Source organism: Pseudomonas sp. zfem004 (assembly GCF_032621715.1).
GTDB lineage: Bacteria > Pseudomonadota > Gammaproteobacteria > Pseudomonadales > Pseudomonadaceae > Aquipseudomonas > Aquipseudomonas sichuanensis.
In genome coordinates, this window is sequence record NZ_JAVYJF010000010.1 from 16,715 (window position 1) to 42,168 (window position 25,454).

At 63.4% G+C, this 25,454-nt stretch carries 26 protein-coding genes and 1 tRNA gene; 14 read left to right on the forward strand and 13 right to left on the reverse strand.

Annotated elements, in window-relative coordinates:
• Positions 1 to 14 precede the first annotated feature (14 nt).
• The 6 genes from RTH46_RS12730 (at position 15) to RTH46_RS12755 (ending at position 5,702) form a co-directional block, all read left to right on the forward strand.
• Positions 15 to 908, forward strand: coding sequence for a glucurono-1,5-lactonase (locus RTH46_RS12730; protein WP_316905829.1), 894 nt, complete (start codon positions 15 to 17; stop codon positions 906 to 908).
• Positions 909 to 970: 62 nt separating this feature from the next.
• Entirely contained in the window at positions 971 to 1,942 is a 972-nt protein-coding gene (locus tag RTH46_RS12735) for a TRAP transporter substrate-binding protein (protein WP_125462943.1), read from the forward strand.
• A gap of 68 nt (positions 1,943 to 2,010) precedes the next feature.
• Positions 2,011 to 2,538, forward strand: a complete 528-nt coding sequence (locus RTH46_RS12740; RefSeq protein ID WP_279847746.1) for a TRAP transporter small permease — start codon at positions 2,011 to 2,013, stop codon at positions 2,536 to 2,538.
• The gene (locus RTH46_RS12745; RefSeq protein WP_153788330.1) at positions 2,538 to 3,818 is read left to right on the forward strand and encodes a TRAP transporter large permease; all 1,281 of its coding nucleotides are present in this window, start codon (positions 2,538 to 2,540) and stop codon (positions 3,816 to 3,818) included. The genes RTH46_RS12740 and RTH46_RS12745 overlap by 1 nt, the downstream gene beginning before the upstream one ends.
• Positions 3,819 to 3,872: 54 nt before the next feature.
• A complete protein-coding gene (locus RTH46_RS12750) occupies positions 3,873 to 4,796 on the forward strand; it encodes an EamA family transporter (RefSeq protein ID WP_279847745.1) in 924 nt (307 codons plus the stop codon).
• 27 nt (positions 4,797 to 4,823) lie between these two features.
• Positions 4,824 to 5,702, forward strand: coding sequence for an aldose 1-epimerase (locus tag RTH46_RS12755; protein WP_316905830.1), 879 nt, complete (start codon positions 4,824 to 4,826; stop codon positions 5,700 to 5,702).
• A 48-nt stretch (positions 5,703 to 5,750) separates the two neighbouring features.
• Here RTH46_RS12755 and RTH46_RS12760 read toward each other — a convergent pair whose 3' ends face one another.
• From RTH46_RS12760 to sohB, 11 genes are all read right to left on the reverse strand, one after another.
• Complete coding sequence (locus RTH46_RS12760) at positions 5,751 to 7,055, reverse strand: MFS transporter (protein ID WP_316905831.1); 1,305 nt, start codon at positions 7,053 to 7,055, stop codon at positions 5,751 to 5,753.
• A 228-nt stretch (positions 7,056 to 7,283) separates the two neighbouring features.
• Complete coding sequence (locus RTH46_RS12765; protein ID WP_316905832.1) at positions 7,284 to 8,183, reverse strand: LysR family transcriptional regulator; 900 nt, start codon at positions 8,181 to 8,183, stop codon at positions 7,284 to 7,286.
• Between the two features lie 173 nt (positions 8,184 to 8,356).
• The gene (locus RTH46_RS12770; protein WP_316905833.1) at positions 8,357 to 10,372 is read right to left on the reverse strand and encodes a pyridoxamine 5'-phosphate oxidase family protein; all 2,016 of its coding nucleotides are present in this window, start codon (positions 10,370 to 10,372) and stop codon (positions 8,357 to 8,359) included.
• A gap of 18 nt (positions 10,373 to 10,390) precedes the next feature.
• Positions 10,391 to 11,020, reverse strand: a complete 630-nt coding sequence (locus RTH46_RS12775; protein WP_279847740.1) for a glutathione S-transferase family protein — start codon at positions 11,018 to 11,020, stop codon at positions 10,391 to 10,393.
• A gap of 135 nt (positions 11,021 to 11,155) precedes the next feature.
• Positions 11,156 to 11,710, reverse strand: a complete 555-nt coding sequence (locus tag RTH46_RS12780; RefSeq protein ID WP_125462934.1) for a UPF0149 family protein — start codon at positions 11,708 to 11,710, stop codon at positions 11,156 to 11,158.
• A gap of 153 nt (positions 11,711 to 11,863) precedes the next feature.
• The gene (locus tag RTH46_RS12785) at positions 11,864 to 13,507 is read right to left on the reverse strand and encodes an acetolactate synthase large subunit (protein ID WP_316905834.1); all 1,644 of its coding nucleotides are present in this window, start codon (positions 13,505 to 13,507) and stop codon (positions 11,864 to 11,866) included.
• Between the two features lie 99 nt (positions 13,508 to 13,606).
• Positions 13,607 to 13,999: a Rid family detoxifying hydrolase gene (locus RTH46_RS12790; RefSeq protein ID WP_153787151.1), complete on the reverse strand. Its 393-nt coding sequence runs from the start codon at positions 13,997 to 13,999 to the stop codon at positions 13,607 to 13,609.
• Positions 14,000 to 14,015: 16 nt separating this feature from the next.
• Positions 14,016 to 14,570, reverse strand: coding sequence for a pyridoxamine 5'-phosphate oxidase family protein (locus tag RTH46_RS12795; RefSeq protein ID WP_153787150.1), 555 nt, complete (start codon positions 14,568 to 14,570; stop codon positions 14,016 to 14,018).
• 53 nt (positions 14,571 to 14,623) lie between these two features.
• Complete coding sequence (locus RTH46_RS12800) at positions 14,624 to 15,328, reverse strand: SDR family oxidoreductase (protein WP_153787149.1); 705 nt, start codon at positions 15,326 to 15,328, stop codon at positions 14,624 to 14,626.
• A gap of 308 nt (positions 15,329 to 15,636) precedes the next feature.
• Positions 15,637 to 15,710: transfer RNA gene (locus RTH46_RS12805), tRNA-Cys, on the reverse strand.
• A 145-nt stretch (positions 15,711 to 15,855) separates the two neighbouring features.
• A complete protein-coding gene (sohB, locus tag RTH46_RS12810; RefSeq protein WP_153787153.1) occupies positions 15,856 to 16,872 on the reverse strand; it encodes a protease SohB in 1,017 nt (338 codons plus the stop codon).
• Between the two features lie 198 nt (positions 16,873 to 17,070).
• Here sohB and RTH46_RS12815 point away from each other — a divergent pair, with 198 nt between their 5' ends.
• The 4 genes from RTH46_RS12815 to RTH46_RS12830 all read left to right on the forward strand — a co-directional run bounded on the left by RTH46_RS12815 (position 17,071) and on the right by RTH46_RS12830 (position 20,213).
• The gene (locus RTH46_RS12815) at positions 17,071 to 17,784 is read left to right on the forward strand and encodes a histidine phosphatase family protein (protein ID WP_279846758.1); all 714 of its coding nucleotides are present in this window, start codon (positions 17,071 to 17,073) and stop codon (positions 17,782 to 17,784) included.
• Positions 17,785 to 17,838: 54 nt separating this feature from the next.
• Positions 17,839 to 18,156: an SCP2 sterol-binding domain-containing protein gene (locus RTH46_RS12820; protein ID WP_125464629.1), complete on the forward strand. Its 318-nt coding sequence runs from the start codon at positions 17,839 to 17,841 to the stop codon at positions 18,154 to 18,156.
• A 188-nt stretch (positions 18,157 to 18,344) separates the two neighbouring features.
• Positions 18,345 to 19,412, forward strand: a complete 1,068-nt coding sequence (locus RTH46_RS12825) for a phosphotransferase family protein (protein WP_316905835.1) — start codon at positions 18,345 to 18,347, stop codon at positions 19,410 to 19,412.
• A 33-nt stretch (positions 19,413 to 19,445) separates the two neighbouring features.
• Positions 19,446 to 20,213, forward strand: a complete 768-nt coding sequence (locus tag RTH46_RS12830) for an SDR family oxidoreductase (RefSeq protein ID WP_316905836.1) — start codon at positions 19,446 to 19,448, stop codon at positions 20,211 to 20,213.
• A gap of 3 nt (positions 20,214 to 20,216) precedes the next feature.
• Here RTH46_RS12830 and RTH46_RS12835 read toward each other — a convergent pair whose 3' ends face one another.
• A complete protein-coding gene (locus RTH46_RS12835; protein WP_316905837.1) occupies positions 20,217 to 21,038 on the reverse strand; it encodes a class I SAM-dependent methyltransferase in 822 nt (273 codons plus the stop codon).
• Positions 21,039 to 21,173: 135 nt separating this feature from the next.
• On the opposite strand from RTH46_RS12835, the gene RTH46_RS12840 reads away from it, so the two are divergent.
• Positions 21,174 to 22,247 (forward strand): helix-turn-helix domain-containing protein, encoded by a 1,074-nt coding sequence (locus RTH46_RS12840; RefSeq protein ID WP_153787144.1) that lies wholly within the window; start codon positions 21,174 to 21,176, stop codon positions 22,245 to 22,247.
• Between the two features lie 8 nt (positions 22,248 to 22,255).
• Here RTH46_RS12840 and RTH46_RS12845 read toward each other — a convergent pair whose 3' ends face one another.
• Complete coding sequence (locus RTH46_RS12845) at positions 22,256 to 22,603, reverse strand: hypothetical protein (protein ID WP_316905838.1); 348 nt, start codon at positions 22,601 to 22,603, stop codon at positions 22,256 to 22,258.
• 203 nt (positions 22,604 to 22,806) lie between these two features.
• On the opposite strand from RTH46_RS12845, the gene RTH46_RS12850 reads away from it, so the two are divergent.
• From RTH46_RS12850 to RTH46_RS12860, 3 genes are all read left to right on the forward strand, one after another.
• Positions 22,807 to 22,989, forward strand: coding sequence for a hypothetical protein (locus tag RTH46_RS12850; RefSeq protein ID WP_153787142.1), 183 nt, complete (start codon positions 22,807 to 22,809; stop codon positions 22,987 to 22,989).
• A 73-nt stretch (positions 22,990 to 23,062) separates the two neighbouring features.
• On the forward strand, positions 23,063 to 23,443 hold the full coding sequence (locus tag RTH46_RS12855) for a glycine zipper domain-containing protein (protein WP_110995555.1): 381 nt from the start codon (positions 23,063 to 23,065) through the stop codon (positions 23,441 to 23,443).
• A gap of 167 nt (positions 23,444 to 23,610) precedes the next feature.
• Entirely contained in the window at positions 23,611 to 25,440 is a 1,830-nt protein-coding gene (locus tag RTH46_RS12860) for an SLC13 family permease (RefSeq protein ID WP_316905839.1), read from the forward strand.
• Positions 25,441 to 25,454: the final 14 nt, after the last annotated feature.

The window sequence follows — 25,454 nt, forward strand, 5'->3', positions numbered from 1 at the left end:
CCAGGAGGCCGTCCATGCACGCAGAACTGATTCTCGACGCCCGCAACGGCACCGGCGAAAGCCCGGTATGGCACCCCAGCGAACAGGCCTTGTACTGGGTCGACATTCCCGCCGGCCAGTTGCACCGCTGGCGGGCGGCGGATGCCACGCATCAACACTGGCAGGCCGATGAAATGCTCGCCTGCATCGCCCGCAGCGCCAGCCCCGAGGGCGGCTGGATCGCCGGCATGCAGAGCGGCCTGTTCCATCTGCAGCCCACCGCCCAGGGCACCCTGGCCAGCCGCCCGCTGGCTGGCGTGGCCCATGCTCGCGAGGGCATGCGCTTCAACGACGGGCGCTGCGACCGCCAGGGCCGTTTCTGGGCCGGCACCATGTTGATGGACATGCAGCAAGGCGCCACGGTTGGCGCGCTGTACCGCCACGACGGCGACGGCCAGCCGCTGCACCTGCAGCAGGACGGCATGATCGTGCCCAACGGCTTGGCCTTCAGCCCCGATGGCAAGCGCATGTACCTGTCCGACTCGCACCCCCAGGTGCAGGCCATCTGGGCCTTCGACTACGACACCGACAGCGGCACCCCGCATAACCGTCGACTGTTCGTCGACATGCGCGACTACCCCGGCCGCCCCGACGGCGCCGCCATCGACCAGGACGGCTGCTACTGGATCTGCGGCAACGACGCAGGCCTGGTGCACCGCTTCACCCCCGACGGCAAGCTCGACCGCTCGCTGCCGGTACCGGTGAAGAAGCCGGCCATGTGCGCCTTCGGCGGCCCTGGCCTGGACACGCTGTTCGTCACCTCGATTCGCCCCGCAGGCGTGGACCTTGCCGACCAGCCGCTGGCCGGTGGCGTGTTCGCCCTGACCCCGGGCGTCAAAGGCCTGGAGGAGCCTGCCTGGCGCAACTGAGCCTGCTCTACCGCACTGCCCACACGAACGAAACCAGACAATAACAACACCGGAGTTTCCTCATGACCTTGAAGCACAAGTGGCTACTGGCCGCCCTCCCCTTCGCCCTGTCCATGTCGGTCTCGGCCGCCACCCTGAACATCAAGTTCGCCGAGATCCACCCCAGCGGCTACCCGACCGTGGTCGCCGAAGAACACATGGGCAAGAAGCTCGAAGCGGCCAGCAACGGCGCGATCACCTTCAAGATGTTCGCCGGCGGTGTGCTGGGTTCGGAAAAGGAAGTGATCGAGCAGGCGCAGATCGGCGCGGTGCAGATGACCCGCGTGAGCCTGGGCATCGTCGGCCCGGTGGTGCCGGATGTGAACGTGTTCAACATGCCGTTCGTGTTCCGCGACCACGAGCACATGCGCAAGGTCATCGATGGCGAGATCGGCCAGGAAATCCTCGACAAGATCACCAACTCCGACTTCAACCTGGTGGCCCTGGCCTGGATGGACGGCGGCACCCGCAGCCTCTACACGAAAAAGCCGGTACGCAGCATCGAAGACCTCAAGGGCATGAAGATCCGCGTGCAGGGCAACCCGCTGTTCCTCGACATGATGAACGCCATGGGCGGCAACGGCATCGCCATGGACACCGGGGAAATCTTCAGCGCCCTGCAGACCGGGGTGATCGACGGCGCCGAGAACAACCCGCCGACCCTGCTTGAGCACAACCACTACCAGAGCGCCAAGTACTTCACCCTGACCGGCCACCTGATCTTGCCGGAGCCAGTGGTGATGTCGAAAACCACCTGGGAGAAGCTCACCCCCGAGCAGCAGACCCTGGTCAAGACTGTCGCCCGTGAGGCGCAGATGGAAGAGCGTGCACTGTGGGACGCCAAGTCGGCTGCCAGTGAAGCCAAGCTCAAGGCGGCGGGCGTGGAGTTCATCAGCGTCGACAAGAAGCCGTTCTTCGACGCCACCGCCCCCGTGCGGGAAAAGTACGGTGCGCAATACGCCGACCTGATGAAGCGCATCGCCGAGGTCCAGTAACCCCGGCTCCGTTCCCAGATGACTCCTGCAGGGCGGCACGCGCCGCCCTGCAGCTTCGGTGATGCCCTATGAAAAATTCATTCCTGCGTCTGAACGACGCCCTGTACCGCGGCTGTATCTGGATCGCCGGCCTGTCGATCCTGACCATGACGCTGATCATTCCCTGGGGCATCTTCGCCCGCTACGTGCTGGGCACCGGCTCCAGCTGGCCGGAGCCGGTGGCGATCCTGCTGATGGTGGTGTTCACCTTCCTCGGCGCGGCGGCCAGCTACCGCGCCGGGGCACACATGGCGGTGGCGATGCTCACCGACCGCCTGCCACCCGCCCAGCGCCAGGCTGCGGCACTGCTGGTGCAACTGCTGATGCTGTTGGTGTGCGTGTTCATGACCTGGTACGGCTACAAGCTGTGCGTGACCACCTGGAAGCAGTTCCTCGCCACCCTGCCGTCGGTGCGGGTCGGGCTGACCTACGCGCCGATCCCGATCGGTGGCGCGATCACCCTGGTATTCGTGCTGGAAAAACTCATCCTCGGCGATCAGAGCCAGCGCCAGGTGATGCGCTTTGACGTCGTCGAAGCAAACGAAGGAGCGGCATGATGGATGCGTTGATTCTGATAGGCAGCTTCCTCGCGCTGATCCTGCTGGGCATGCCAGTGGCCTATGCCCTGGGCCTCTCGGCGCTGATCGGTGCGTGGTGGATCGATATCCCGCTGCAGGCCATGATGATCCAGGTGGCCAGTGGGGTTAACAAGTTCTCGCTGCTGGCCATTCCGTTCTTCGTGCTGGCCGGCGCGATCATGGCCGAAGGCGGAATGTCGCGGCGGCTGGTGGCGTTCGCCGGGGTGCTGGTGGGCTTCGTGCGCGGCGGCTTGTCGCTGGTCAATATCACCGCCTCGACCTTCTTCGGCGCGATCTCCGGCTCGTCGGTGGCCGACACCGCCTCGGTCGGTTCGGTGCTGATCCCGGAAATGGAACGCAAGGGCTACCCACGGGAGTTCTCCACCGCCGTCACCGTCAGCGGCTCGGTGCAGGCGCTGCTCACCCCACCCAGCCACAACTCGGTGCTGTACTCGCTGGCGGCCGGGGGCACGGTGTCGATTGCCTCGCTGTTCATGGCCGGGGTGATGCCTGGGCTGTTGATGAGCGCGATTCTGATGGGCATGTGCCTGATCTTCGCGAAAAAACGCAACTACCCCAAGGGCGAGGTGATCCCGCTGCGCCAGGCGCTGAAAATCGCCGGTGAGGCGCTGTGGGGCCTGATGGCAATGGTGATCATCCTCGGCGGCATTCTGTCCGGGGTATTCACCGCCACCGAGTCGGCAGCGATCGCCGTGGTCTGGTCGTTCTTCGTGACCATGTTCATCTACCGCGACTACAAGTGGCGCGACCTGCCCAAGCTGATGCACCGCACGGTGCGGACCATCTCCATCGTGATGATCCTGATCGGCTTCGCGGCCAGCTTCGGCTACGTCATGACGCTGATGCAGATCCCGTCGAAGATCACCACGCTGTTCCTGACCCTGTCGGACAACCGCTACGTGATCCTGATGTGCATCAACTTCATGTTGCTGCTGCTGGGCGCGGTGATGGACATGGCGCCGCTGATCCTGATCCTCACACCGATCCTGCTGCCGGTGATCACCGGTATCGGCGTGGACCCGGTGCACTTCGGCATGATCATGCTGGTCAACCTGGGGATCGGCCTGATCACCCCACCGGTGGGGGCGGTGCTGTTCGTCGGCTCGGCGATCGGCAAGGTCAGCATCGAATCCACGGTCAAGGCGCTGCTGCCGTTCTACCTGGCGCTGTTCCTGGTGCTGATGGCGGTGACCTACATTCCGGCCATCTCGCTGTGGCTGCCGAGCGTGGTGCTGTAATGCCACAAGGCGGGCCTTGATGGCCCGCCCTCCCCTGCAGACGGACCCTGCATCATGGCTGTCGCCTTCGCTACGCCTCACCTCTTCCCCCGCAAACTGGCGGTAGCGCTGCTGGCGCTGCTGGCCTGTTGCTTCGCCGGCAACCACATTGCCGCGCGCATCGCTTTCGACAACGACACCGGCGTATTGCTGGCCATCCTCTGCCGCTCGGGCCTGACCCTGCTGGCCCTGGGTGGCCTGCTGCTGTGGCAACGCCAGCCGCTGGGGCTGCCTGCCGGCGCGTGGCGCTGGCAATTGCTGCTGGGCCTGCTGATCGCCACCCAGAGCCTGTGCCTGTACTCGGCCGTGGCCCGCATTCCGGTGGCCTTGGCGCTGCTGGTGGGCAACACCTTCCCGATCCTGCTGGCGCTGTTGACCTGGGCCCTCGGCGGGCCGCGGCCAACCCGGCGCACCGCCGTGCTGATGGGCTTGATCCTGTTCGGTCTGGTGCTGGCGCTGGACGTGCCCTCACGCTTGAACGGCAGCGCCGAGGCCACCCCGGACTGGACCCTGGGGGTGAGCCTGGCGTTCTGCGCTGCCTGCGTATTCGCCTGCGCCTTGTGGATCACCGACCACAAGCTGGCCGGGGTACGCGGCCCGGTGCGCAGCATGCTGACCCTGCTGATCGTGTTCGCCAGCATGCTGCTGGCCGGCGCCGGTGGCCTGATGCCGGCCGGGCTGGCGCTGCCGGGCAGCAGTGGCGGCTGGTTGGCCCTGGCCAGCCTGGTGGTGCTGTACGGCACGGCCTTCACCCTGCTGTTCGTGTGCATGCCGCGGCTGAACATGGCGCAGAACGCCCCGGTGATGAACATCGAGCCGATCGCCACCCTACTGCTGGGCTGGGCCCTGCTCGGCCAGCTACTCAATACCTTGCAACTGCTCGGCGCCGCCGTGGTGGTGTGCGGGATCGTCCTGTTGACCTATCGCAAGGCGGGCTGAAGCTGCCTGCAACCTTGGAGCGCTTAGATGCCTGTGCCTGAACTGCACCTGCAAGACCGTCTGACCCGCCTGAGCCTGGCGCCTACCCTGGGCGCCAGCCTGGTCAACTGGCAGGTCAAGGCCAGCGGCCAGGCGCTGCTGCGCCACAGTGATGCCGCCGCCCTGGCCAGCGGATCGCCACGGCGCCTGGGCTGCTACCTGCTGGCGCCCTGGTCGAACCGCATCGCTGAGGGCGGTTTCCAGTGCCCTGACGGCTGGCTGGCGCTGGCGCCCAATACCGACCATGACCCCTACCCTATCCATGGCAGTGCCTGGCACCAGCCCTGGCAGGTCGACAACGTGGATGACGGCCATGCCCGCCTGAGCCTGGACAGCCAGGTGCCCTTTGCTTACCACGCGACCCTGGACGTGCGCCTGGATGAAGGCTGCCTGACCCTTGAGCTTGAAGTGACCCACCTCGACCCACGGCCGACCTGGCATGGGCTGGGCTTTCACCCGTACTTTCCGCGCTTCGCCGACACCCGCTTGCTGGCGCCCGCGCAGCAGGTGTGGGTGGGTGATGAGGGGCAGTTGCCCTCGCGCCAGGCCACGATCCCGCCGCAATGGTGTTTCGACACGCCGCAGGCATTGCCCAGCGAGGTGGTCGATCATGCCTTCAGCGGTTGGCAAGGCGCCTGCAGCATTATCCAGCCGACGGCGGGTTATCGCCTCGATTGCCATGCCAGGGGTGCCGATCACTACCTGCTGTACTGCCCCCAGGGGCAGGGGTTCTTCTGCTTCGAGCCGGTCAGCCACCCGATCAACGCCCATCATTTGCCCGATCGGCCGGGCTTGCGGCTGCTGCGCCAGCATGAACGGCTGCACCTGGGTTTCAGCCTGCAGTACCAGGCACTTGGCACCGACTGAAAACGCCAAAGGGGCTGCAAGCAGCCCCTTTGGTACAACGCAACGGGATCAACGGCCCGAGCCGAGCGCCACCTTCGCCTCTGTCAGTACCGCCTCACGGGGTTCACTGCGCAACTCGCGCGCCAGGTTCCACACCACTAGCGCAGCAATGATGTCGAACGCCGCCAGCACCACGAACAGCGGGCTGTAGCCGATCTGCGTGACCAGGATGCCGAACACCAGGGTGAACACCGCCGCCCCCAGGTAGCCGAACATGCCGCCCATGCCGGTGGCAGTCGCCACCTGGTCCTTGCTGAAGGAGTCGGAAGTGATCGAGTACAACGCGCCGGACAATGTCTGGTGGGCAAAACCGCCGATGCACAGCAGCAGGATCGCCGTGTACGGGCTTTCCACCAGGCCGATGCAGGCGGGGCCGATCATGCAGCTGGCGCCGAACACCAGGACCATCTTGCGCGAGGTGAACAGCGACACCTTGCAGTAGCGGTGGAACAGCGGGCTGAGGTATCCGCCCAGCACACAGCCGATATCCGCGGCCAGGAACGGCAGCCAGGCGAACATCGCCACTTCCTTGATGTTCATGTGTCGCTCGGTCATCAGGTACAGCGGGATCCAGGCGTTGAAGGTCTGCCAGGCCGGCTCGGAGAGGATCCGCGCCGAGGCGATGGCGTAGAAGTTGCGCTCTTTGAAGATGCGCTTCCAGGCGCCCTTGACCCGCGCCTCTTGCTTGAAGTGGGCTTCCTGGCCGGACAGGATGTAGTCGCGCTCCGCTGCACTCAGGCGCTTCTGATCCTTGGGGTGCTTGTACAGCAGCATCCACAGCAGGGTCCAGACGATCCCCGAGGCACCGACGATGACGAACGCCAGTTGCCAGCCGCTGTGCAGGATGGCCCAGACCACCAGCGGCGGCGCCAGCAACGCGCCCAATGACGAACCGATGTTGAACCAGCCGATGGCCACCGAACGCTCTTTGGCCGGGAACCATTCGGTGGTGGCCTTGACGCCGGCAGGCAGGCCGGCCGCTTCGGTCATCCCCAGCAACCCGCGCATGAACGCCAGACTCTGCCAGCCGCTGGCCAGCGCCGCCCCGGCACAGGCCAGCGACCAGGCCAGGGCGAACACCGCAAAGCCCAGCTTGGTACCAATGAAGTCGATGACCCAGCCGGCGATGGGTTGCATCAGGGCGTAGCAGACCTGCCAGGTGGCGACGATCTTGGCGTATTGCTCGGTACTGATGGAGAGGTCGGACATCAAGGTGGGGGCAGCCACCGAGAGGGTATTGCGGGCGAGGTAGTTGACGACCAGTCCAGCCGTGACAAGGCTGACCATCCACCAACGGATGCCTTTAATGCTCATGGGTCACCTGAATTATTTTTAGAGTTGCTGGTGATTGCCCGCGGTCGCACGGGCGACTTGAGACAAATTGTTTCAGGCGAGAGAGTGCCATGTCATAGGTCGTCGTACAACAATTTTAAGCGATCGCGTAGACGTATTGACCTCTGACTGAGCTATATCGGGGCTTTCATATGCCTTGCGTGGGAAGCCTGGATGGGGAAATCACCTAGTTGTACGATGTCGCGAAGATCAGCTTAGATGGTGCTGGGCACGCAGGTGCTCGGCCAGCATGTCGATGAAGGTGCGTACCTTGGTCGAGCCGTACTTGCTCTCACGGTGCAGCACATGGATCGGCCAGGGCGCTTCTTCGTACTCGGCAAGGATCACCTGCAGCCGCCCGGCCGCCAGCTCGTCGGCCACCTGGTAGGACAGCAGCCGGGCGATACCCAGCCCGGCACTGGCGGCGGCGATGGCCGCGTCGTTGCTGGTCACGGTCAGGCGGGGCTTCATGCGGATCAGGGTCGGGTCGTCGATGGCGCCGAAGCGCCAGTCGGTGCGTGGCGAAAGAACGCCGGCGGCGATGATCGCGTGGCCTTGCAGCTCGCTCGGATGGCGTGGGGTGCCGTGTTGTTCGAGATACTCCGGCGAAGCACACAGCAGCCTGCGCATGCTGCCCACGCGCAGGGCCTTGAGGCCGGAGTCGGGTAGCTGGCCGATCCTTACCGCCACATCCATGCCCTCCTCGACCAGGTTCACCACCCGGTCGAGGAAGTAGGCCGATACGTCCACCTCAGGGTACTGCTGCAGGTAGCGGACGATGCAGGGCATGACGAACTTCTTGCCGAACAGGATCGGCGCGGTCACGGCCAGGTCGCCCTTGGGCGCGGCGTTGATGCCGGCGGCCGCTTCGTTGGCTTCGATGATGCTGGCGAGGATATGCCGGGTGTCTTCCAGGTAGCGCCCGCCGGCTTCGGTCAGGCGCACGCTGCGGGTGGTGCGCAGCAGCAGCTTGACCCCGAGTTGTTCTTCCAGGGCCGTGACGGCACGGGTCACTGCCGCCGGCGATATCGCCAGGCGGCGGGCAGCGGCGGCGAAGCTTTCCAGTTCGCCGACGGCGACGAACACCTTCATCAGGTGGATCTGGTCCATGCGGGCTCCTGGGCCTCGGGGGTGCGGGGGATTATCCGTTATAGCGGGGTTTTGTGCTGGCTTCACCGGCCCCATCGCCGGCAAGCCGGCTCCCACACAGACCGCATGACTCCAAGTTATACGCCATCCCTGTGGGAGCCGGCTTGCCGGCGATAGGGCCGATAGGGCCAACCTCACAGCTCCAATACCAACGGCTGCGCACCGTCCTCCGGCTGGGCCGGCACCGCGCAGCAGATCAGCACACTGCCGCTGTCAGGCAGCTCGGCAGGTGGGTTGGGATAATGCACCTGACCACTGATCACGCGGGTTTTGCAGGTACCGCAGGAGCCGCCCCGGCAACTGAAATCCGGCGACAGGCCACGGCGTTCTGCCAGCTCCAGCAGCGTGCCGCTGTCGGGCGCCCAGCGGGCTTCCTTGGCGGAACTGGCGAAGTACACCGGCACTGGCTGGGTGGCGGCCGGGGGCTGTTGCAGCACGGGTTGCCGGTCGTCGGTGTGGCGGCGCAGGGTCGAGGGGCCGAACGCCTCGGCGTGGATGCGTGCGTCGGGCACATGCACCGCACGCAGGCCTTCGTACAGGTCCTGGGTGAAACTGGCCGGACCGCACAGGTAGAAGTCGTAGTCGTCCAGCGCCAGGGTGGCCTTGATCTGGGCGATGCCCAGACGGCCGGCGAACTCGAAATCGCGGCCAGGCACGGCATGGGCTTCGGGCTGGCTCAGGGCGCGGTGGATAGCCAGCAGGTCACCGGCCTGCTGCTTGAGTACGGCGAGCTCCTGCCGGAACGGCAGCTCTGCCAGGCTGCGCCCGCCGTGGAACAGGTGGATACGCCTGCCCTGCCCGGTTTTGAGTTGCTCACGGAGCATGGCCATCAGCGGTGTGATGCCGACCCCGGCACCAATCAGCACCAAGGGCCGCTGGCTCTGTTGATCGAGGGTGAAATTGCCCATGGGCAGGCGCACATCCAGCACGTCACCGACCTTCAAGCGCTCATGCAAGTGCCGCGATGCCGGGCCTTGCGCCTTGACGCTGATGCGCAGGTAACCGTCGGAAGGAGAGCTGGAAAGGCTGTAGGTGCGCACCAGCGGAGCCTCGCCGTCGAGTTGCAGGCGCACGGGGATGTGCTGCCCTGGGGCGAAGGGCACGGGCTTGCCGCCATCGGGCTGTAGGTAGAACGAGCGGATGTCGCGGCTTTCCTGTTCGATACGCGCCACCCGCCAGGCCAGCCACTGGCGCTGCCGCTCACGCTGTTGCAGGCGCTGCTCGGCCTCGACCCAGGTGCCGGTCGCCAGGCTGGTCGGGGCGTATTCCTGGAAGGCCCAGCGCAGCGACACCGCTGCCGGGCGCAGCACCACCTGCTCGACGTCCAGCGCCCAGAGCCGCTCGGCGCCTTCGAATGCAGCGATCAGCGGGCTGTCGAGCATCACCTCGGTGCGGCCGGACAGCTGCAACACGTCGCCGGTAGCGAAATCGACGAACAGCAGGCCGGCCACCGGGTTCACCAGCAGGTTGCCGAGGGTATTGAAATGCAGGTTGCCGGCGTAGTCGGGAATGGTCAGCCGGTTGCCTTCGACCTTGACGAAACCTGGGCGGCCGCCGCGATGGGACACGTCCACCGAGCGCCGGCCATCGTCATGTTCGACGTAACTGGCGACGAAGAAGGTGTCGGCGCCTTCCATCATCGCCCGGGTTTTAGCATCGAGTACCCTTGCATCCTGACGACCCTGCGAGGGCTCATCGACACGGGTGTATTCGCGCAACTGAATGTACTGCGGGCAGTTGCCGAACGATTGCTCGACCGCCACCTCCAGCGGCCCCGCTGCGACGCGGCGGGCCAGGCCGTTGAGGCGATTGCGCCGGCGGGTATGCAGCTCGATCCCCAGCAGGCCGATGGCGCCCCCCTGGGCCAGGCCAGGCGTGGCGGGATCATCGCTGGCCAGCTCGGTGTCGATCAGCAGCTGCTTCGGATCAGGCGAGCTGACGAAGCCTTCCGGGCCTTCGAGCAGGGTTGCCCAGGGTTTGCCCTGCGCATCCACGGCACCGGCCACGATGAACGGCAGCTGGTGGTAGAACACGCGATGCTGGTCAGGCATATGGTCGCGGATGACTTTCTGCCCGAACGCCTCCATGCGCTCGGCAACGCCGACTTGCTCTTGCAGTCGTTTTTCACCTTCGTGCCAGGGAGAGCGCATGGCAGCATTCCTCAAGGGTTACAGCGTGGTCTGCAGGCCGATCACCGTACGTGGCATCGGCACGAACCCTGGCAGCGCTTCGATGCGGGCAAGCCAGGCGCGCACATTCGGGTAGGGTTCCAGCGACACATTGCCCTCTGGCGCGTGGGCGATGTAGGAGTAGTTGGCGATATCGGCGATGGTCGCCTCGCTGCCCACCAGGAACGGGCGCTGGGCCAGTTCGGCATCGATGACCTTGAGCAGGGTGTGGGCGCGGCCGATGACCTCGTCGGTGTTGAACGAGGCGCCGAACACGGTCACCAGACGCGCGGCAGCAGGGCCGAAGGCCAGGGGACCGGCGGCCACCGACAGCCAGCGCTGTACGCGGGCGGCACCGACTGGGTCCTGGGGCAGCCAGCGTTCACCGCCGTAGGCCTTGGCCAGGTACACCAGAATCGCGTTGGAGTCGGCGATCACGGTGCCGTTGTCGTCGATCACCGGCACCTGGCCGAACGGGTTGAGGGCGAGGAAATCAGGTTGCTTGTGCGCGCCCTTGGCGAGGTCGACGAACACCAGTTCGGTGGGCAGGTTCAGCAGCGACAACATCAGCTCGATGCGGTGGGCATGGCCGGATTTGGGGAAGTTGTAGAGTTTGATCGGGGTTGGCATGTGCTTGGCTCCGGATCAGCGCCGGGAGTGGCGCTGCTGGAGAACATGCTGCACTGGATCGGTTGGCAGCAGAATCGGTGCCGAGAGCAATCCAGTATTTCGGCAGGCGAAATAATCAGCCCTGCGTTCGGGGTCTTAATGCCGCTGCTGTTTCTGATACTGGTACAAGCCGCGCGCCGCCTCCACTACCTGCGGCACACAGGCCTGCAGTTCATCGAAGCTCATCGAGTCGAGCAACTCGAAGTTGTCTTCCAGGCCGTGCAGCGAGATGGCCTTGAGCAGACGGTCCTGCTCTGGCGGCAGCGCGCTCCATTCGGCGACTTGCGTGCCGCGCATATAGCCGAAGCACCACTCTTCGAGAATGATCGCCGGCCCTCCTTCATCCTCGCTCTCTTCGAACAATGGCTCGAAGTCGGCAAGGTTATCGGCCAGTTCTTCCGCGATCTGGCTGGCGTAGCGCAGCATCAGCGCGGTGTAGGCCTCTTCATGGGCGGGCTTCTTGAATTTCGGGACCTTGCCACCTGAAACGGCAGGCAGCCATGTTTCTGGGTTGACCTGGATCGGCGAGCTGGCCAGGGCAGTGAACAAGCCGTTGAGCTCGGCCAGGTTGATGACCGAATAGTCGTTGCCGTAGGTAATCAGCAGGTCTTCGAGGCGGTCGAGTTCTTTTTCGCTGAGCGGGGGGAGCATGGGGTGGGGTGTCCTGGGAAAGGAAATTGGGTGAACCCTAACACATGGCAGAAGTGGCTATGAAACGATCGCGGGGCAAGCCCGCTCCCACGTGTCCGACAACGTGCCTGACAACGTGGGAGCGGGCTTGCCCCGCGACGAGGGTGCTACGGTTTAGACCGCCAGCGCGCGCTCACGCAGCTCGCTGTTGAGGATGCGGTCGTTCTCGCTGTAGTCGACCGGGCAGTCGATCACGTGCACGCCTGGGGTCTTGATGCAGTGCTCCAGCAGCGGCAGCAAGCCTTCGGCGCTTTCGACGCGGTGGCCGTTGGCACCGTAGGCTTCGGCGTATTTGACGAAGTCCGGGTTGCCGTAGTCCAGGCCGAAATCGGTGAAGCCCATGTTGGCCTGCTTCCAGCGGATCATGCCGTAGCCGTCGTCACGCAGGATCACCACGGTGATGTGCATGCCCAGACGTACCGCGGTTTCCAGCTCCTGGCTGTTCATCATGAAGCCGCCATCGCCGCACACCGAGATCACCGGGCGGTCCGGGTACACCAGGTGCGCCGCCATGGCCGACGGCAGGCCGGCGCCCATGGTCGCCAGGGCGTTGTCGAGCAGCACGGTGTTGGGCTTGTGCGCCTTGTAGTTGCGGGCGAACCAGATCTTGTAGATGCCGTTGTCCAGGGCAACGATGCCTTCGGACGGCAGCACGCGACGGATGTCGGCGACCATGCGCTGCGGGTAGACCGGGAAGCGGTTGTCGTCGGCGCCTTCGGCGATCTGCGCTTCGTTGGCTTCACGGATGGCCAGCAGGCGGGTGAAGTCCCAGTGGCTGGTGTCGGTCAGGGCTTCGCTGATCTGCCACACGGCGTTGGCGATGTCGCCGATCACTTCCACCTGCGGGAAGTAMACGGCRTCGACTTCGGCGGAGCGGAAGCTCACGTGGATCACTTCGGTRCCGCCACGSACCATGAAGAAYGGYGGCTTCTCGATCACGTCGTGGCCGATGTTGACGATCAGGTCGGCGGCTTCGACGGCGCGGTGCACGAAATCACCGGARGACAGCGCGGCGTTACCCAGGAAGCGSGGGTGACGCTCGTCGACCACACCTTTACCCATCTGGGTGGTGATGAACGGGATGCCGGTCTTGTCGATCAGTTGCTTGAGGACCTTGGCGGTCATCTTGCGGTTGGCGCCGGCGCCGATCACCAGGATCGGGTTACGGGCGTTCTTSAGYTTCTCGACGGCRGCTTCGATGGCCACGTGCTCGGCCAGCGGGCGACGGTGCAGGCTACGCGGGATCGGCAGCGCGTCGGTCTGCTCGGCGGCGATGTCTTCCGGCAGTTCCAGGTGCACGGCACCSGGYTTCTCTTCTTCGGCCAGRCGGAAGGCTTCGCGCATGCGGGCCGGGATGTTGTCGGCCGAGGCGAACTGRTGGGTGTACTTGGTGATGGGGTCCATCATGCCGCACACRTCGATGATCTGGAAGCGGCCCTGTTTGGACTTCTTGATCGGCTTCTGGCCGGTGATCATCATCATCGGCATACCGCCGAGGTAGGCGTAGGCGCTGGCGGTCACCAGGTTGGTGGCGCCGGGGCCGAGGGTCGACAGGCTGACGCCGGTCTTGCCGGTCAGGCGGCCATAGGTGGCAGCCATGAAGCCTGCGGACTGCTCATGGCGGGTCAGTACCAGCTTGATCTTCGATTTGCGCAGGGACTCGAGCAGGTCGAGGTTCTCCTCGCCGGGGATGCCGAATACGTACTCAACACCTTCACTTTCCAAACATTGCACAACGAGATCAGCTGCCTTGGCCATCTATTTGCCCTGCCACTATCGAGAGTGAGCCACGCGGGCAGATGACGAGATCTCTACCCGGTGCTTAATGAGTTTTATGGTAAAGAGGAGAATCTTGGATTATTCAGTCTTTCGAAGAATCACCAAGGTGGCGTCAATTGCAATCAAAGCATTCAACGCAAGCGCCGACACGCCAACGGTCGCTCGTGCCGGGTAAGGCGCTTCAAAATAGCGGCTCATTATTTCGTTCACGACACCGAAGTGCGAAAGTTCGGTGAGATAAATAGTGAGTTTTCCTACGTCAGAAAAACCACCGCCTGCGGCCTGTGCAACTGCCTGGAGGTTCTCGAGCACCTGAATGGTTTGGGCTTCAATCCCCTGAGCCAATTCCATCTTTTCAGGGTGAAGCGCGATTTGCCCTGTCAGGAAAACCAACTCCCCCATTTGGACTGCTTGCGAATACGGGCCGATAGCTTTCGGCGCCTGATCACTGTGGATAGCGATTCTGCTCATCAAAATTGATCCTGTCTTAGGGAGCGATCCAGCCCGCCTGCCAATGCTTGCCTTGCACAATAAAGCGTGCCCGCTGGTGGATAGCCTGGGTAAGGTCAAGCCACTCGATTTTTCTTAGGTGAACAACCACTACTGCGAAATTTTCGAAACCATCCATGTGCGCTTCATAGGCTGATGAAGGTGAAGAAATTGCCTCGCCCGGTATGCACCCATGGCGAAAGAGCGCTTGAGTTCTTCCTCGTGCCTGCTCCCAATGCTTGGCGAGGAGCGAAACATCCGACAAAGATTCACCCAGGCCTTCAATCCGAAGCTGAAGCTTGCCAGACGGGTCGACGGAGGTAATACCGACTCTAGGCTCGGCAAGTATCTCGGCAAACTTCGCCGACCGCTTGTCCACATAAAAGATGATCGATCTCGTGGACTCATCCGCATGGCGCAAGACAACAGTGCTTACCTTGGGCTGCCCTTCAGCATTGATCGTGGCCAGTTGCATCAAGCGAAATGGATTTTGAATACCGCCAACAGGGATGGATAAGTCCGACCATACCTTGGCCAATATCAGATCAAGCATGGCAATCGCCCAACATGAAAAAGGGCCGCGTACTGTGTGCGGCCCGGAAGTGCTTAGACGCTGCGGGTTACGCCGCCGTCGACCTTGATGTTCTGGCCGGTAATGTAGGCTGCCCCTTCGCTCGCCAGGAAGGCGATAGTCGCGGCGATCTCCTCACTGGTGCCATAGCGCTTGAGCGGCACACCTTCTCGACGCTGTTCGGTAGCAGGGAGACTGTCGATCCAACCAGGCAGCACGTTATTGATGCGAATGTTGTCAGCGGCGTACTTGTCAGCAAAGATTTTGCTGAACGACGCCAGGCCAGCACGGAAAACTGCCGAGGTAGGGAAGAGTTCGCTTGGCTCGAACACCCATGCAGTAGAAATGTTGATAATTGCACCACCGTTCTGGCGCTGCATGTATGGCGTCACCAGTCGCGCGGGGCGAATTACGTTCAGCAGGTATGTCTCCATACCCTGATGCCAGTCTTCGTCGCTGATCTCAAGGATCGGTGCCCGCGGGCCATGGCCGGCGCTGTTGACCAACACATCAATACGGCCCCATTTCTGAATGACTGCGTCGACCAGGCGCTGCAGATCTTCGTTTGACTGGTTGCTGCCGGTTACGCCGATACCACCTAACTCTTGCGCCAGGGCCTCCCCTTTGCCAGAGGAAGAAAGAATTCCGACCTTGAAGCCGTCGGCAGCCAGCCTGCGTGCTGCTGCCGCTCCCATGCCGCTACCACCGGCAGTGACGATTGCTACTTTTTCTACTGACATACATCCTCCTAAGTGAGGCGTGGACGGGTTGTTGGTGAAACGAGACTAGCAGCGCTCGCTGCCTATCAGAGAGACAACAACCCTTGTTCATGTCAGTAGAAAATCTATAGCCTTGGCATTTCCAGTTCCGTGATGTCCGACCTGAGGCGGCTTCTGAAATAGAGGACATCAGTCACGCCAGCCGATTGCTTGGGCATTCGAAGGAGGGAATCAGCGAGCCCTCGAAAGGCTGAAGTTTCGGAACTCCACCCTTTTTTCGACCCACAAAGAAAAACCCCGCAGACGTTAATCTGCGGGGCTTTCGAATATGGAGGCCGAGGTCGGAATCGAACCGGCGTAGACGGATTTGCAATCCGGAGCATAACCACTTTGCTACTCGGCCTCAAAGTCGGAGTCAGCTTTCGCTATCTCCTTGAAACCGCTGGGCTTTTTCAAGTTCAGCTGCGTTTCGATGGAGGCCATTATGTCGGCAATCGATTGACCTTGCAACCCCCTTCAAGAAAAAAATCTTCAAGGGCTTCAAGGTGTTAGCGAAGGCGCCCAAGTTTGCTCCACAGCCCTACCAGGGTGTTCTCCACCGCGCCACTGGCAGCCACGCCAATACGCTCCTGCAAGCTCTTGCGCTCGGCAAAACGCAGGTGGAATACATTGGCCTCGCGGGCGCTGCGGCTCAGGTACTCGTCACTGGTGCCAAGCTCATCGACCAGTTGGCGGTTGAGGGCGGCAATGCCCAGCCAGACTTCGCCGGTCGCCACCTCATCGATGTGCAACTGCGGACGGTAGCGGGCAACGAAGTCCTTGAACAGCTGATGGGTGATGTCGAGGTCTTCCTGGAATTTCTCCCGGCCCTTTTCGGTGTTCTCGCCGAACACCGTCAGGGTGCGCTTGTATTCGCCTGCCGTGAGCACCTCGAAATCGATATCGTGCTTCTTCAGCAAGCGGTTGATATTGGGCAGCTGCGCCACCACGCCGATCGAACCGAGCACGGCGAACGGCGCGCTGACGATCTTCTCGCCGATACAGGCCATCATGTAGCCGCCGCTGGCGGCGACCTTGTCGATGCAGATGGTCAAGGGAATGCCGGCTTCGCGAATGCGCGCCAGCTGTGAAGCCGCCAGGCCGTAGCTGTGCACCAGGCCGCCCCCGCTCTCCAGGCGCAGCACCACTTCGTCACGGGGTGTGGCCAGGGTCAACAGCGCAGTAATCTCGTTGCGCAGGCTTTCGGTGGCCGAAGCCTTGATGTCGCCATCAAAGTCGAGGACGAACACCCGGCGCTTCTGCTCGGGCTTTTTCTTCTGTTGCTTCTCGGCCTTCGCCTGCTGCTTGCGCAGCGCCTTGAGCTCGCCTTTGTCGAGCAGGCCCGATTCCAGGCGCTCACGCAGCTCTTTATAGAACTCGTTGAGGCGGGTGACCTGCAATTGCCCACCCGGCTTGCGCCGCCCCTTGCCGCGCAGACCGGCGATGGCCGACAACACCATCAGGATGGCGATCACCAGCGTTGCGGTTTTGGCGAGAAAGCTTGCGTATTCGGCAAGAAACTCCACGTTGACTCCTTGATAGACCAGCGCCAGACAGGCACGAAATGCTTGCAGCATACCGGGCTGCCTGGGCTGCTGCCAGCCGTCGACAACGCCGGCAACACAGTTCAAACGACCTTTTCAAACGCTTGTATGTTTTTTCGTTGACAGCCTTGGCAGGGCATCCTAACCTCGCTGCAACCTCCAACCGGGCCGGACAACTTCGTGGGCAACCTCTACCTGATCCGACATGGCCAAGCCTCATTCGGTGCCGCCGACTACGACGTCCTCTCGCCCGTTGGCGAGCGTCAGAGCCTGGCGCTGGGCGAGCACCTCGCCCAACTCGGGCTGCGCCTGGATCGTTGCATCGCCGGCAGCCTGCGCCGCCAACAGGATACCGCCCGCCTGGCACTGCAAGCCTTGCAGGCCAGCGGCAGCCAAGTCCCTGCCATCGAGACCGACCCGGCCTTCAACGAATTCGATGCCGACGGGGTGATCCGCGCCCTGCTCCCCGGCCTGCTGACCGATGAGCCCGAAGCGCTGCACGTACTGCGCAACGCTGCGCAGAACCGCAGTGAGTTCCAGCGCCTGTTCGCCTTGATGGTACAGCGCTGGCACGCGGGCGAGCATGCCCACGACGACAGCCTGGAAACCTGGCAGGCCTTCACTGGCCGGGTGAGTGGCGGCCTGCAGCGGCTGCTCGACAGCGCTGCCAGTGGTGAAAACATCGCCCTGTTCACCTCGGGTGGCACCATTGCCGCCCTGCTCCACCTGATTTGCGCAATCACGCCGGCACAGGCATTCGCCCTGAACTGGCAGATCATCAACACGTCACTCAGCCACCTGAAATTCCGTGGCCGTGACGTGGTACTGGCCTCCTTCAACAGCCAAGCCCACGTGCAGCTGCTGAGGGCGCCGGAGCTCATTACCTACCGATGAACCCGGCCTGTTTTGTCCCTGCGGACTTGATTATCACTTAATAAGGAAAACACCATGAGCGATGTAGCAAAAGCCGTCGAGGCGATGAAAGCGAAATTCAACCCCGCCGCTGCCGCCGGCCTGGACCTGGTGTTCGGCTTCAACATCACCGACGAAGACAAGCACTACGCGCTGCTCGTCAAGGATGGCACCTGCGAGATCCAGGAAGGCGAGAATGCCGACGCCAACTGCACCCTGGTGCTGGACAGCGAAACCCTCAAGGGCATCGTCAGCGGTGATACCGATGGCATGCAGGCCTTCATGGGCGGCAAGCTGCGCGTCGAAGGCGACATGATGCTGTCGATGAAGCTCAGCGAGCTGTTCCCGGCCTGATCGGCAGCGCGAACTGCAAATGAAAAAACCGAAGCGTCCTGCGCTTCGGTTTTTTTTTGCCTGTCCAGCATCAAGGCCATTGATCGCCCGGCAACACCCCGACCAATAAGCGTCTGGCACGCTTGTACCAACAGTCATGGGAAATTAGATTAGCCAATAGTCGTTGCTATTGATCATAAGGAAATCGCATGACGATCACCGATCAGTCCACCCAGGTCCGCCCCGGCGAAGAACTCGATGCCGCCGTCATCGATCCCTATCTGAAGGATCATATTTCCGGCCTTGAAGGCGTGCCAACCATCAGCCAGTTCCCCGGTGGCGCCTCCAACCTCACCTACCTGCTGGCCTACCCGCAGCGGGAGTTCGTGCTGCGCCGCCCGCCGTTTGGGCACAAGGCCAAATCGGCACATGACATGGGCCGCGAGTTCCGCATCCTCAACCGGCTCAACGACGGCTTCCCCTACTGCCCCAAAGCCTACGTGCACTGCACCGACGAATCGCTGATCGGCGGTGAGTTCTATGTGATGGAGCGGGTCAACGGCATCATCCTGCGCTCGGATATCCCGGCCGAACTGAACCTTGACCCAGCCCGCACCGAAGCCCTGTGCAAGAGCTTCATCGACCGTTTGGTCGAACTGCACCAGGTGGACTACAACGCCTGCGGGCTGGCCGACCTGGGCAAGCCGGAAGGCTATGTTCAACGCCAGATCGAAGGCTGGGCCAGCCGCTATGAAAAGGCCCTGACACCCGACGCGCCGCGCTGGGAGCAGGTGATTGCCTGGCTGCGCGAGAAAATGCCGGCCGACCACCCGCGCCCGGGCATCGTGCACAACGATTACCGCTTCGACAACGTCATCCTCGACAGCAACAACCCCATGCGCATCATCGGCGTGCTGGACTGGGAGATGGCCACCATTGGCGACCCGCTGATGGACCTGGGCAACAGCCTGGCCTACTGGATCGAGGCCAGCGACCCGGCGCCGGTGCAACTGATGCGCCGCCAGCCCAGCAACGCACCGGGCATGCTGACCCGCCAACAGTTCGTCGACTACTACGCCGAGCGCGCAGGTATCACGCTCGACAACTTCGACTTCTATTACTGCTATGGCCTGTTCCGCCTGGCCGGCATCGTGCAGCAGATCTACTACCGCTTCTTCCACGGCCAGACCCAGGACAAACGCTTCGCCCAGTTCATCCACATGAACCGCCTGCTGGAGCAGATGAGCCTGCAACTGATCGACAAATCCCGCCTGTAAACCCGGCAGCGACAGACAACAAGGAATACAAGCATGTCCAAGACCCAGCTGTTCGACCTCGACGGCAAGATCGCCTTCGTCTCCGGCGCCAGCCGCGGCATCGGTGAAGCCATCGCCCACCTGCTGGCCCAGCAGGGCGCCCATGTGATCGTCTCCAGCCGCAAGCTCGACGGCTGCCAGCAAGTGGCCGAAGCAATCATCGCCGCCGGCGGCAAGGCCACCGCAGTGGCCTGCCACATCGGCGAGATGGAGCAGATCCAGCAGGTGTTCGCCGGGATCCGCGAGCAGTTCGGCCGCCTCGATATCCTGGTCAACAACGCCGCCACCAACCCACAGTTCTGCAATGTGCTGGACACCGATCTGGGCGCCTTCCAGAAGACCGTAGACGTGAACATCCGCGGCTACTTCTTCATGTCGGTGGAGGCCGGCAAGCTGATGCGCGAGCACGGCGGTGGCAGCATCATCAACGTGGCCTCGATCAACGGCGTATCGCCCGGCCTGTTCCAGGGCATCTACTCGGTGACCAAGGCAGCGGTGATCAACATGACCAAGGTGTTCGCCAAGGAATGCGCACCCTTCGGTATCCGCTGCAACGCCCTGCTGCCGGGCCTCACCGACACCAAGTTCGCCTCGGCGCTGGTGAAGAACGACAGCATCCTCAACGCCGCCCTACAGCATATCCCGCTCAAGCGCGTGGCCGACCCGAGCGAAATGGCCGGCGCCGTGCTGTACCTGGCAAGCCGCGCGTCCAGCTACACCACCGGCACCGCACTCAACGTCGATGGCGGTTACCTGTCCTGAGGATCAGCCCTTGAGCGCCTGCAGCGTGTAGCTCAGCGGCAGGCGCCAGGGGGCTTCGATCAGGCGCCACTCACCGTCGGCGCCCTTCTCCATCTGCCCCGGCAACGCCTCCCAGGGGATGCTCTGGTGCTCCTCAAGCGCGGTCAGGCGCAGGCCATTGCCCAGCAGTGCGCTGATCACCTGGCCCAGCCCGTGGTTCCACTCATGGGTCTCGGTCTGGCTCAACGCCTGGTCAGTGTCCACGTAGGTCTGGTCGCTGTGCCACACCGTAGGCGCTTCACGCTCGAAATACGGGTAATCCAGTTGCAGCCGGTCCTGATGGTCCTCGTTGACTGCCATCAGCATCGGATGGCCATCGCGCAGGAACAGGCGCCCGCCCGGCTTGAGCAAGGCCGCCACCGTGCGTGCCCAGCGCTCGATGTCAGGCAACCAGCACAAGGCGCCGATGCCGGTGTAGACCAGATCGAAGCTGCCTGCCGGCAGCACCTGCTCGGCACGGTAAACGTCCGCCTGCACATACTCGATGTTCGCACCGCAGCGCCCGGCCAAGCTGCGCGCCTGCGCCAGCGAAGCCGCCGAGAAATCCAGGCCGCAGATATCGGCACCAAGCCTAGCCAGCGACAGGGTATCGGTACCGATATGGCATTGCAGGTGCACCGCGCGCAAACCGCGAAGGTCGCCCAGCCGTGGCAGGTCGAAACGCACGACCTCGGACAGGTGCCCAGGGTCGCGGACGAATGTTTCGACTTCATAATCCTTCGAGGCCGCGTGCAGCGGCGCGCGCTCATCCCAACTGGCGCGATTGAGTTCCATTGATCGGCTCATGCGGTACGTCCCTGTCCTGATGGAGTCAGCGGCCACGTTAACCGCCCCTGGGGCGCTGCGGCAACACCCGTCAACCTGAGGTTGACAGCTCAGGTATACTGCGGCCTTCGGCCCCCGCCCAAGGATCCAGCACCCATGACGGAAAACAGCTTCGCCTTTCGCCTCAAGGAACTGCTCGAACATCACAAGCTGACCCTGCAGGCGGTTGGCACGGCCCTGGGGATATCGCGCACGGCGGTGCACAAGTGGACCCGCGGCGGCGAGATCGACTACGACAACCTGCGCAAGCTGGCGGACTTCCTCAAGGTCAACTGGATCTGGCTGCGTTACGGCGAGGAAGCCCTGCAAAGCGTGCAGCAGGCCGAAGTGGTGGAGCTGCCGATGACCGATGTGCGCCGACGCTACACCGCCGAGATCATGGAGAGCGAAATGCGCATGAAGCTGGCCCAGGAAGGCGCGCGCATCGTCACCTGGGAGTGGAACCTGGTCAGCGACGAGGTCACCTACTCGCCCAACGTCGAAGCGGTGTATGGCTGGCCGGTACGGCGCAACGAGGATTTCTGGGCACATATCCAAGCCGATGACGCCCGCCACATGCAGGGCATGTACGCCCAGGCGGTCGCGCAAGGCACTGGCTGCGAGTGTGATTTTCGCATCACCCGCCCCGATGGCAGCCAACGCTGGATCGCCTCGCGCGCTACGGTACTGCAGGACAGCGTCGGGCGCCCGGTGAAGATGGTCGGCATCAGCATGGACAACACCGAGCGCAAGGTCGCCGAGGAAGACCTGCGCCAGAGCGAAGAACGCTTTCGCGCGATCTTCGAACTGGCCTGGGGGGCACTGGCCTATATCGACCCGGACGGCACCTGGCAACGGGTCAATGGCGGCCTCTGCGAATTGCTCGGTTACAGCGAGAGCGAGCTGTATGCCATGACCTTCCAGCAGTTGACCCACCCCGACGACCTGCCGCACAACCTGGTGCTGCTACGGCGCATGCTGGCCGGCGAAATCGAGCGCTATGAAGTGGAAAAACGCGTGCGGCACAAGGATGGCCGCTTTATCTGGGTGCGCGCGCGCACCTCGCTGCAACGGCATGCCGATGGCCAGCCGGAGCACCTGATCAGCGTGTTCGAGGACATCGGTGCCGAGCGCGAAGAGCATGAACGCTTGCAGGCGCATATTGCCGGGCTGGAGGCGCGGCTGCGCTGAGCGCAGCCTTACAGGCAGGTTGCCGCTGCCGCCCGGCGCTGCAAGGCCATACCGTCGTTGTGCTGGGCGTAGTAATCCACCCGCGTGCCGCCGGCCTGGGCATAGACATCGACGAACGACTCCGCTTCGCGGGTATACACGGTGAAACCGCCCGCCTTGCGCGCTTCGAGGTAGCCGCTGGCATCCACGCCGAAGGTCTTCTCTTCCTGCCAGCTGAACTGGATGCACTGGGCGACCACATCCGGGGTCTTGTGCGAATCCAGGCGCGCGGTCGGTGCGCCGTTACGCGCTGCCTCCATGGTCGACGACGCACAGCCCACCAGCAGCGCCACAGTCATCGGCAGAATCGCTCGCATGTTCCATCCTCGGGACAAAAAAGAACGCGACTCTAGCACGGCAAACCAGGGTTCGGCGTCTGTCCTCATCTGATACACGCAATGGCCTGGATGCCGCCTATCGCCAGGGCACCAATATTTTGCGGGGTAAAGAAACCAAATCGATCGACCAGGGTCTCAGCGAGTACCCGGTAAACCTTTACCGATCAAGGACCTATATCGTGATGACTCGCCTTGCAAGCCTTTCGCTGATCACCGCCTTACTGCTGCTTGGCGGCTGCTACAGCCACCACTACCACGACGATGATGATGGCTGGCGCGACGGTGATCGCGGCCACCGCCATCACCACCGCCACGATCGCGATGACGACGACGATCGCCAGTACCGTGACCGCTACCAGCGCTGAGACGTCTTCCCAACCTTGATTCGCCGCCCGCAAGGCGGCACCCCACCCTGATGATTCCTCTGAGGTTCACAACATGCGTCTGACTCTGCCTTCCCTCGCCCTCGGCCTGCTGCTCTGCCAGGGTGCTTTCGCCGGTGACGGTACCGCGGCCATCGGCGGCGGCCTGGGCGGCGCCTTGGGTAACGTGGTCGGTAAACAGATCGGCGGCAGCACCGGCGCTGCCATCGGTGCAGGCCTGGGCGGCGCGGCCGGCAGCGCCGTCGGCGCACGCAAGGGCAACCGCACCGAGGCGGCCATTGGTGGCGGCCTGGGTTCGGCAGGCGGCTCGCTGATCGGCGGCAAGCTCGGCGGCTCCAACGGCTCGACCATCGGCGCAGGCCTGGGCGGCGCAGCCGGTGGCGCCATCGGCAACCACATGGGTGACAGCAACCGCAAGCACAAGCACCGTCACTGATCGACGCTGACACCCTCGCGGGCGGTGCAGGCTTGTTGTATGGCCGCACCGCCCGCGTTCGTTGTGCCCGGCAAAACATTGCAGCACGTCAACGACGCATTCGCGTCAAGCTGCCACACTAAGGCCATCGCTTTTCGCGCCCTAGTGTGAAGGAACACCCCCTCCCCATGAACCAAGAGTTGCTCTGGGTCCTCGGCCTGCTGGCCGCCGTCGTCGTGCTGTTCATCATCAACCGCCCACGCATGGACGTGGTTGCGTTGCTGGTGATCCTCATCCTGCCGCTTACCGGCATCCTTACCGTGGACCAGGCCCTGGCCGGTTTCAGTGACCCCAACGTGGTCCTGATCGCTGCACTGTTCGTGATCGGCGAAGGCTTGGTCCGCACCGGCATTGCCTACCGCATCGGCGAATGGATGAGCGAGCGCGCCGGCAACAGCGAGGCGCGCCTGCTGGTTTTGCTGATGGTGGCGGTGGCCGGCCTGGGCTCGGTGATGAGCTCCACCGGGGTGGTGGCGATTTTCATCCCGGTGGTGCTGAGCATTGCCGCGCGCCTGAAGCTCTCCCCCAGCCGGCTGATGATGCCGCTGAGCTTCGCCGGACTGATCAGCGGCATGCTCAGCCTGGTGGCCACGCCACCCAACGTGGTCGTGCACAGCGAGCTGATGCGCCACGGCCAAAGCGGCTTCGGCTTTTTCAGCTTCACCCCGTTCGGCTTGGTGGTGCTGGTGCTGGGCATCGGCTACATGCTGCTGACCCGCCACTGGCTCAATGGCGAAGTGCGCAAGGATGGCCGGGTGGAAACCCGCCGCACCCTGCTCGACCTGGTGCTGGACTACAAACTCAACGGCCGCGAGCGTCGCCTGCGCATCCGCCCGCACTCGCCACTGATCGGCCATACCCTGGGCGAACTGGAACTGCGCACCCGGCATGGCGCCAACGTGATCGGTATCGAGCGCCAGCACAAGTTCACCACCCGGGTGATCGCCGCCGATTCGGGCAGCGTGCTGCAGCAGGGCGACATCCTGCTGCTCGACCTGTTCGCCAACCGCGACGACCTGCGCAGCCTGTGCCAGACCATGCAACTGGAGCCGCTGCACTTCAAGGCGGCCTACTTCATCGACCAGTCCCAGGAACTGGGGATGGCGGAAGTGTCGCTGCCGCCAGGCTCGCAACTGATCGGCAAGAGCATCCTCGAACTTGCCTTCCGTACCCGCTACGACCTCAACGTGGTGGGGCTGCGGCGCGACCAGTTGGCCATCGAGGAGCAGTTGGTCGAAGAAAAGCTGCGCCTGGGCGACACCTTGCTGGTCGTCGGCCCGTGGAAAGCGGTGCGCCAGCTGCAGGCCAAGCCCCGCGACTTCCTGGTGCTGAGCCTGCCCGCCGAAATCGACCAGGTGGCACCCGCAAGCGCCCGGGCGCCCTATGCCTTGCTGAGCCTGGCGGTGATGGTCGGGTTGATGGTCAGTGGCCTGGTGCCCAATGTGCTCGCCGCGCTGATCGGCTGCCTGCTGATGGGCGCGGGGCGCTGCATCGACATGAACAGCGCCTATCGCGCCATCCACTGGCAGAGCCTGGTACTGATCGTCGGCATGCTGCCGTTCGCCCTGGCGCTGCAAAAGACCGGCGGCATCGACCTGGCGGTGGGCGCCCTGGTGAGCCTGCTCGGCGATGCCGGACCAAGCGCGATCCTCGCCTGCCTGTTCGCTGTCACCGCTGTCATCGGTCTGTTCATCTCAAACACCGCCACTGCCGTTTTGATGGCGCCGGTGGCCATCAGCACCGCGCAACAGCTGGGCATGTCGCCCTACCCGTTCGCCATGACGGTCGCGCTCGCGGCATCGGCGGCGTTCATGACCCCGGTGTCGTCGCCCGTCAACACGCTGGTGCTGGGCCCCGGGCAGTATCGTTTTGCCGACTTCGTCAAGGTCGGGGTGCCGTTCACCTTACTGGTGATGCTGGTGACCGTGCTGATGGTGCCGTGGGTTTTTGGCTTGTAATCTGACGCAGTATT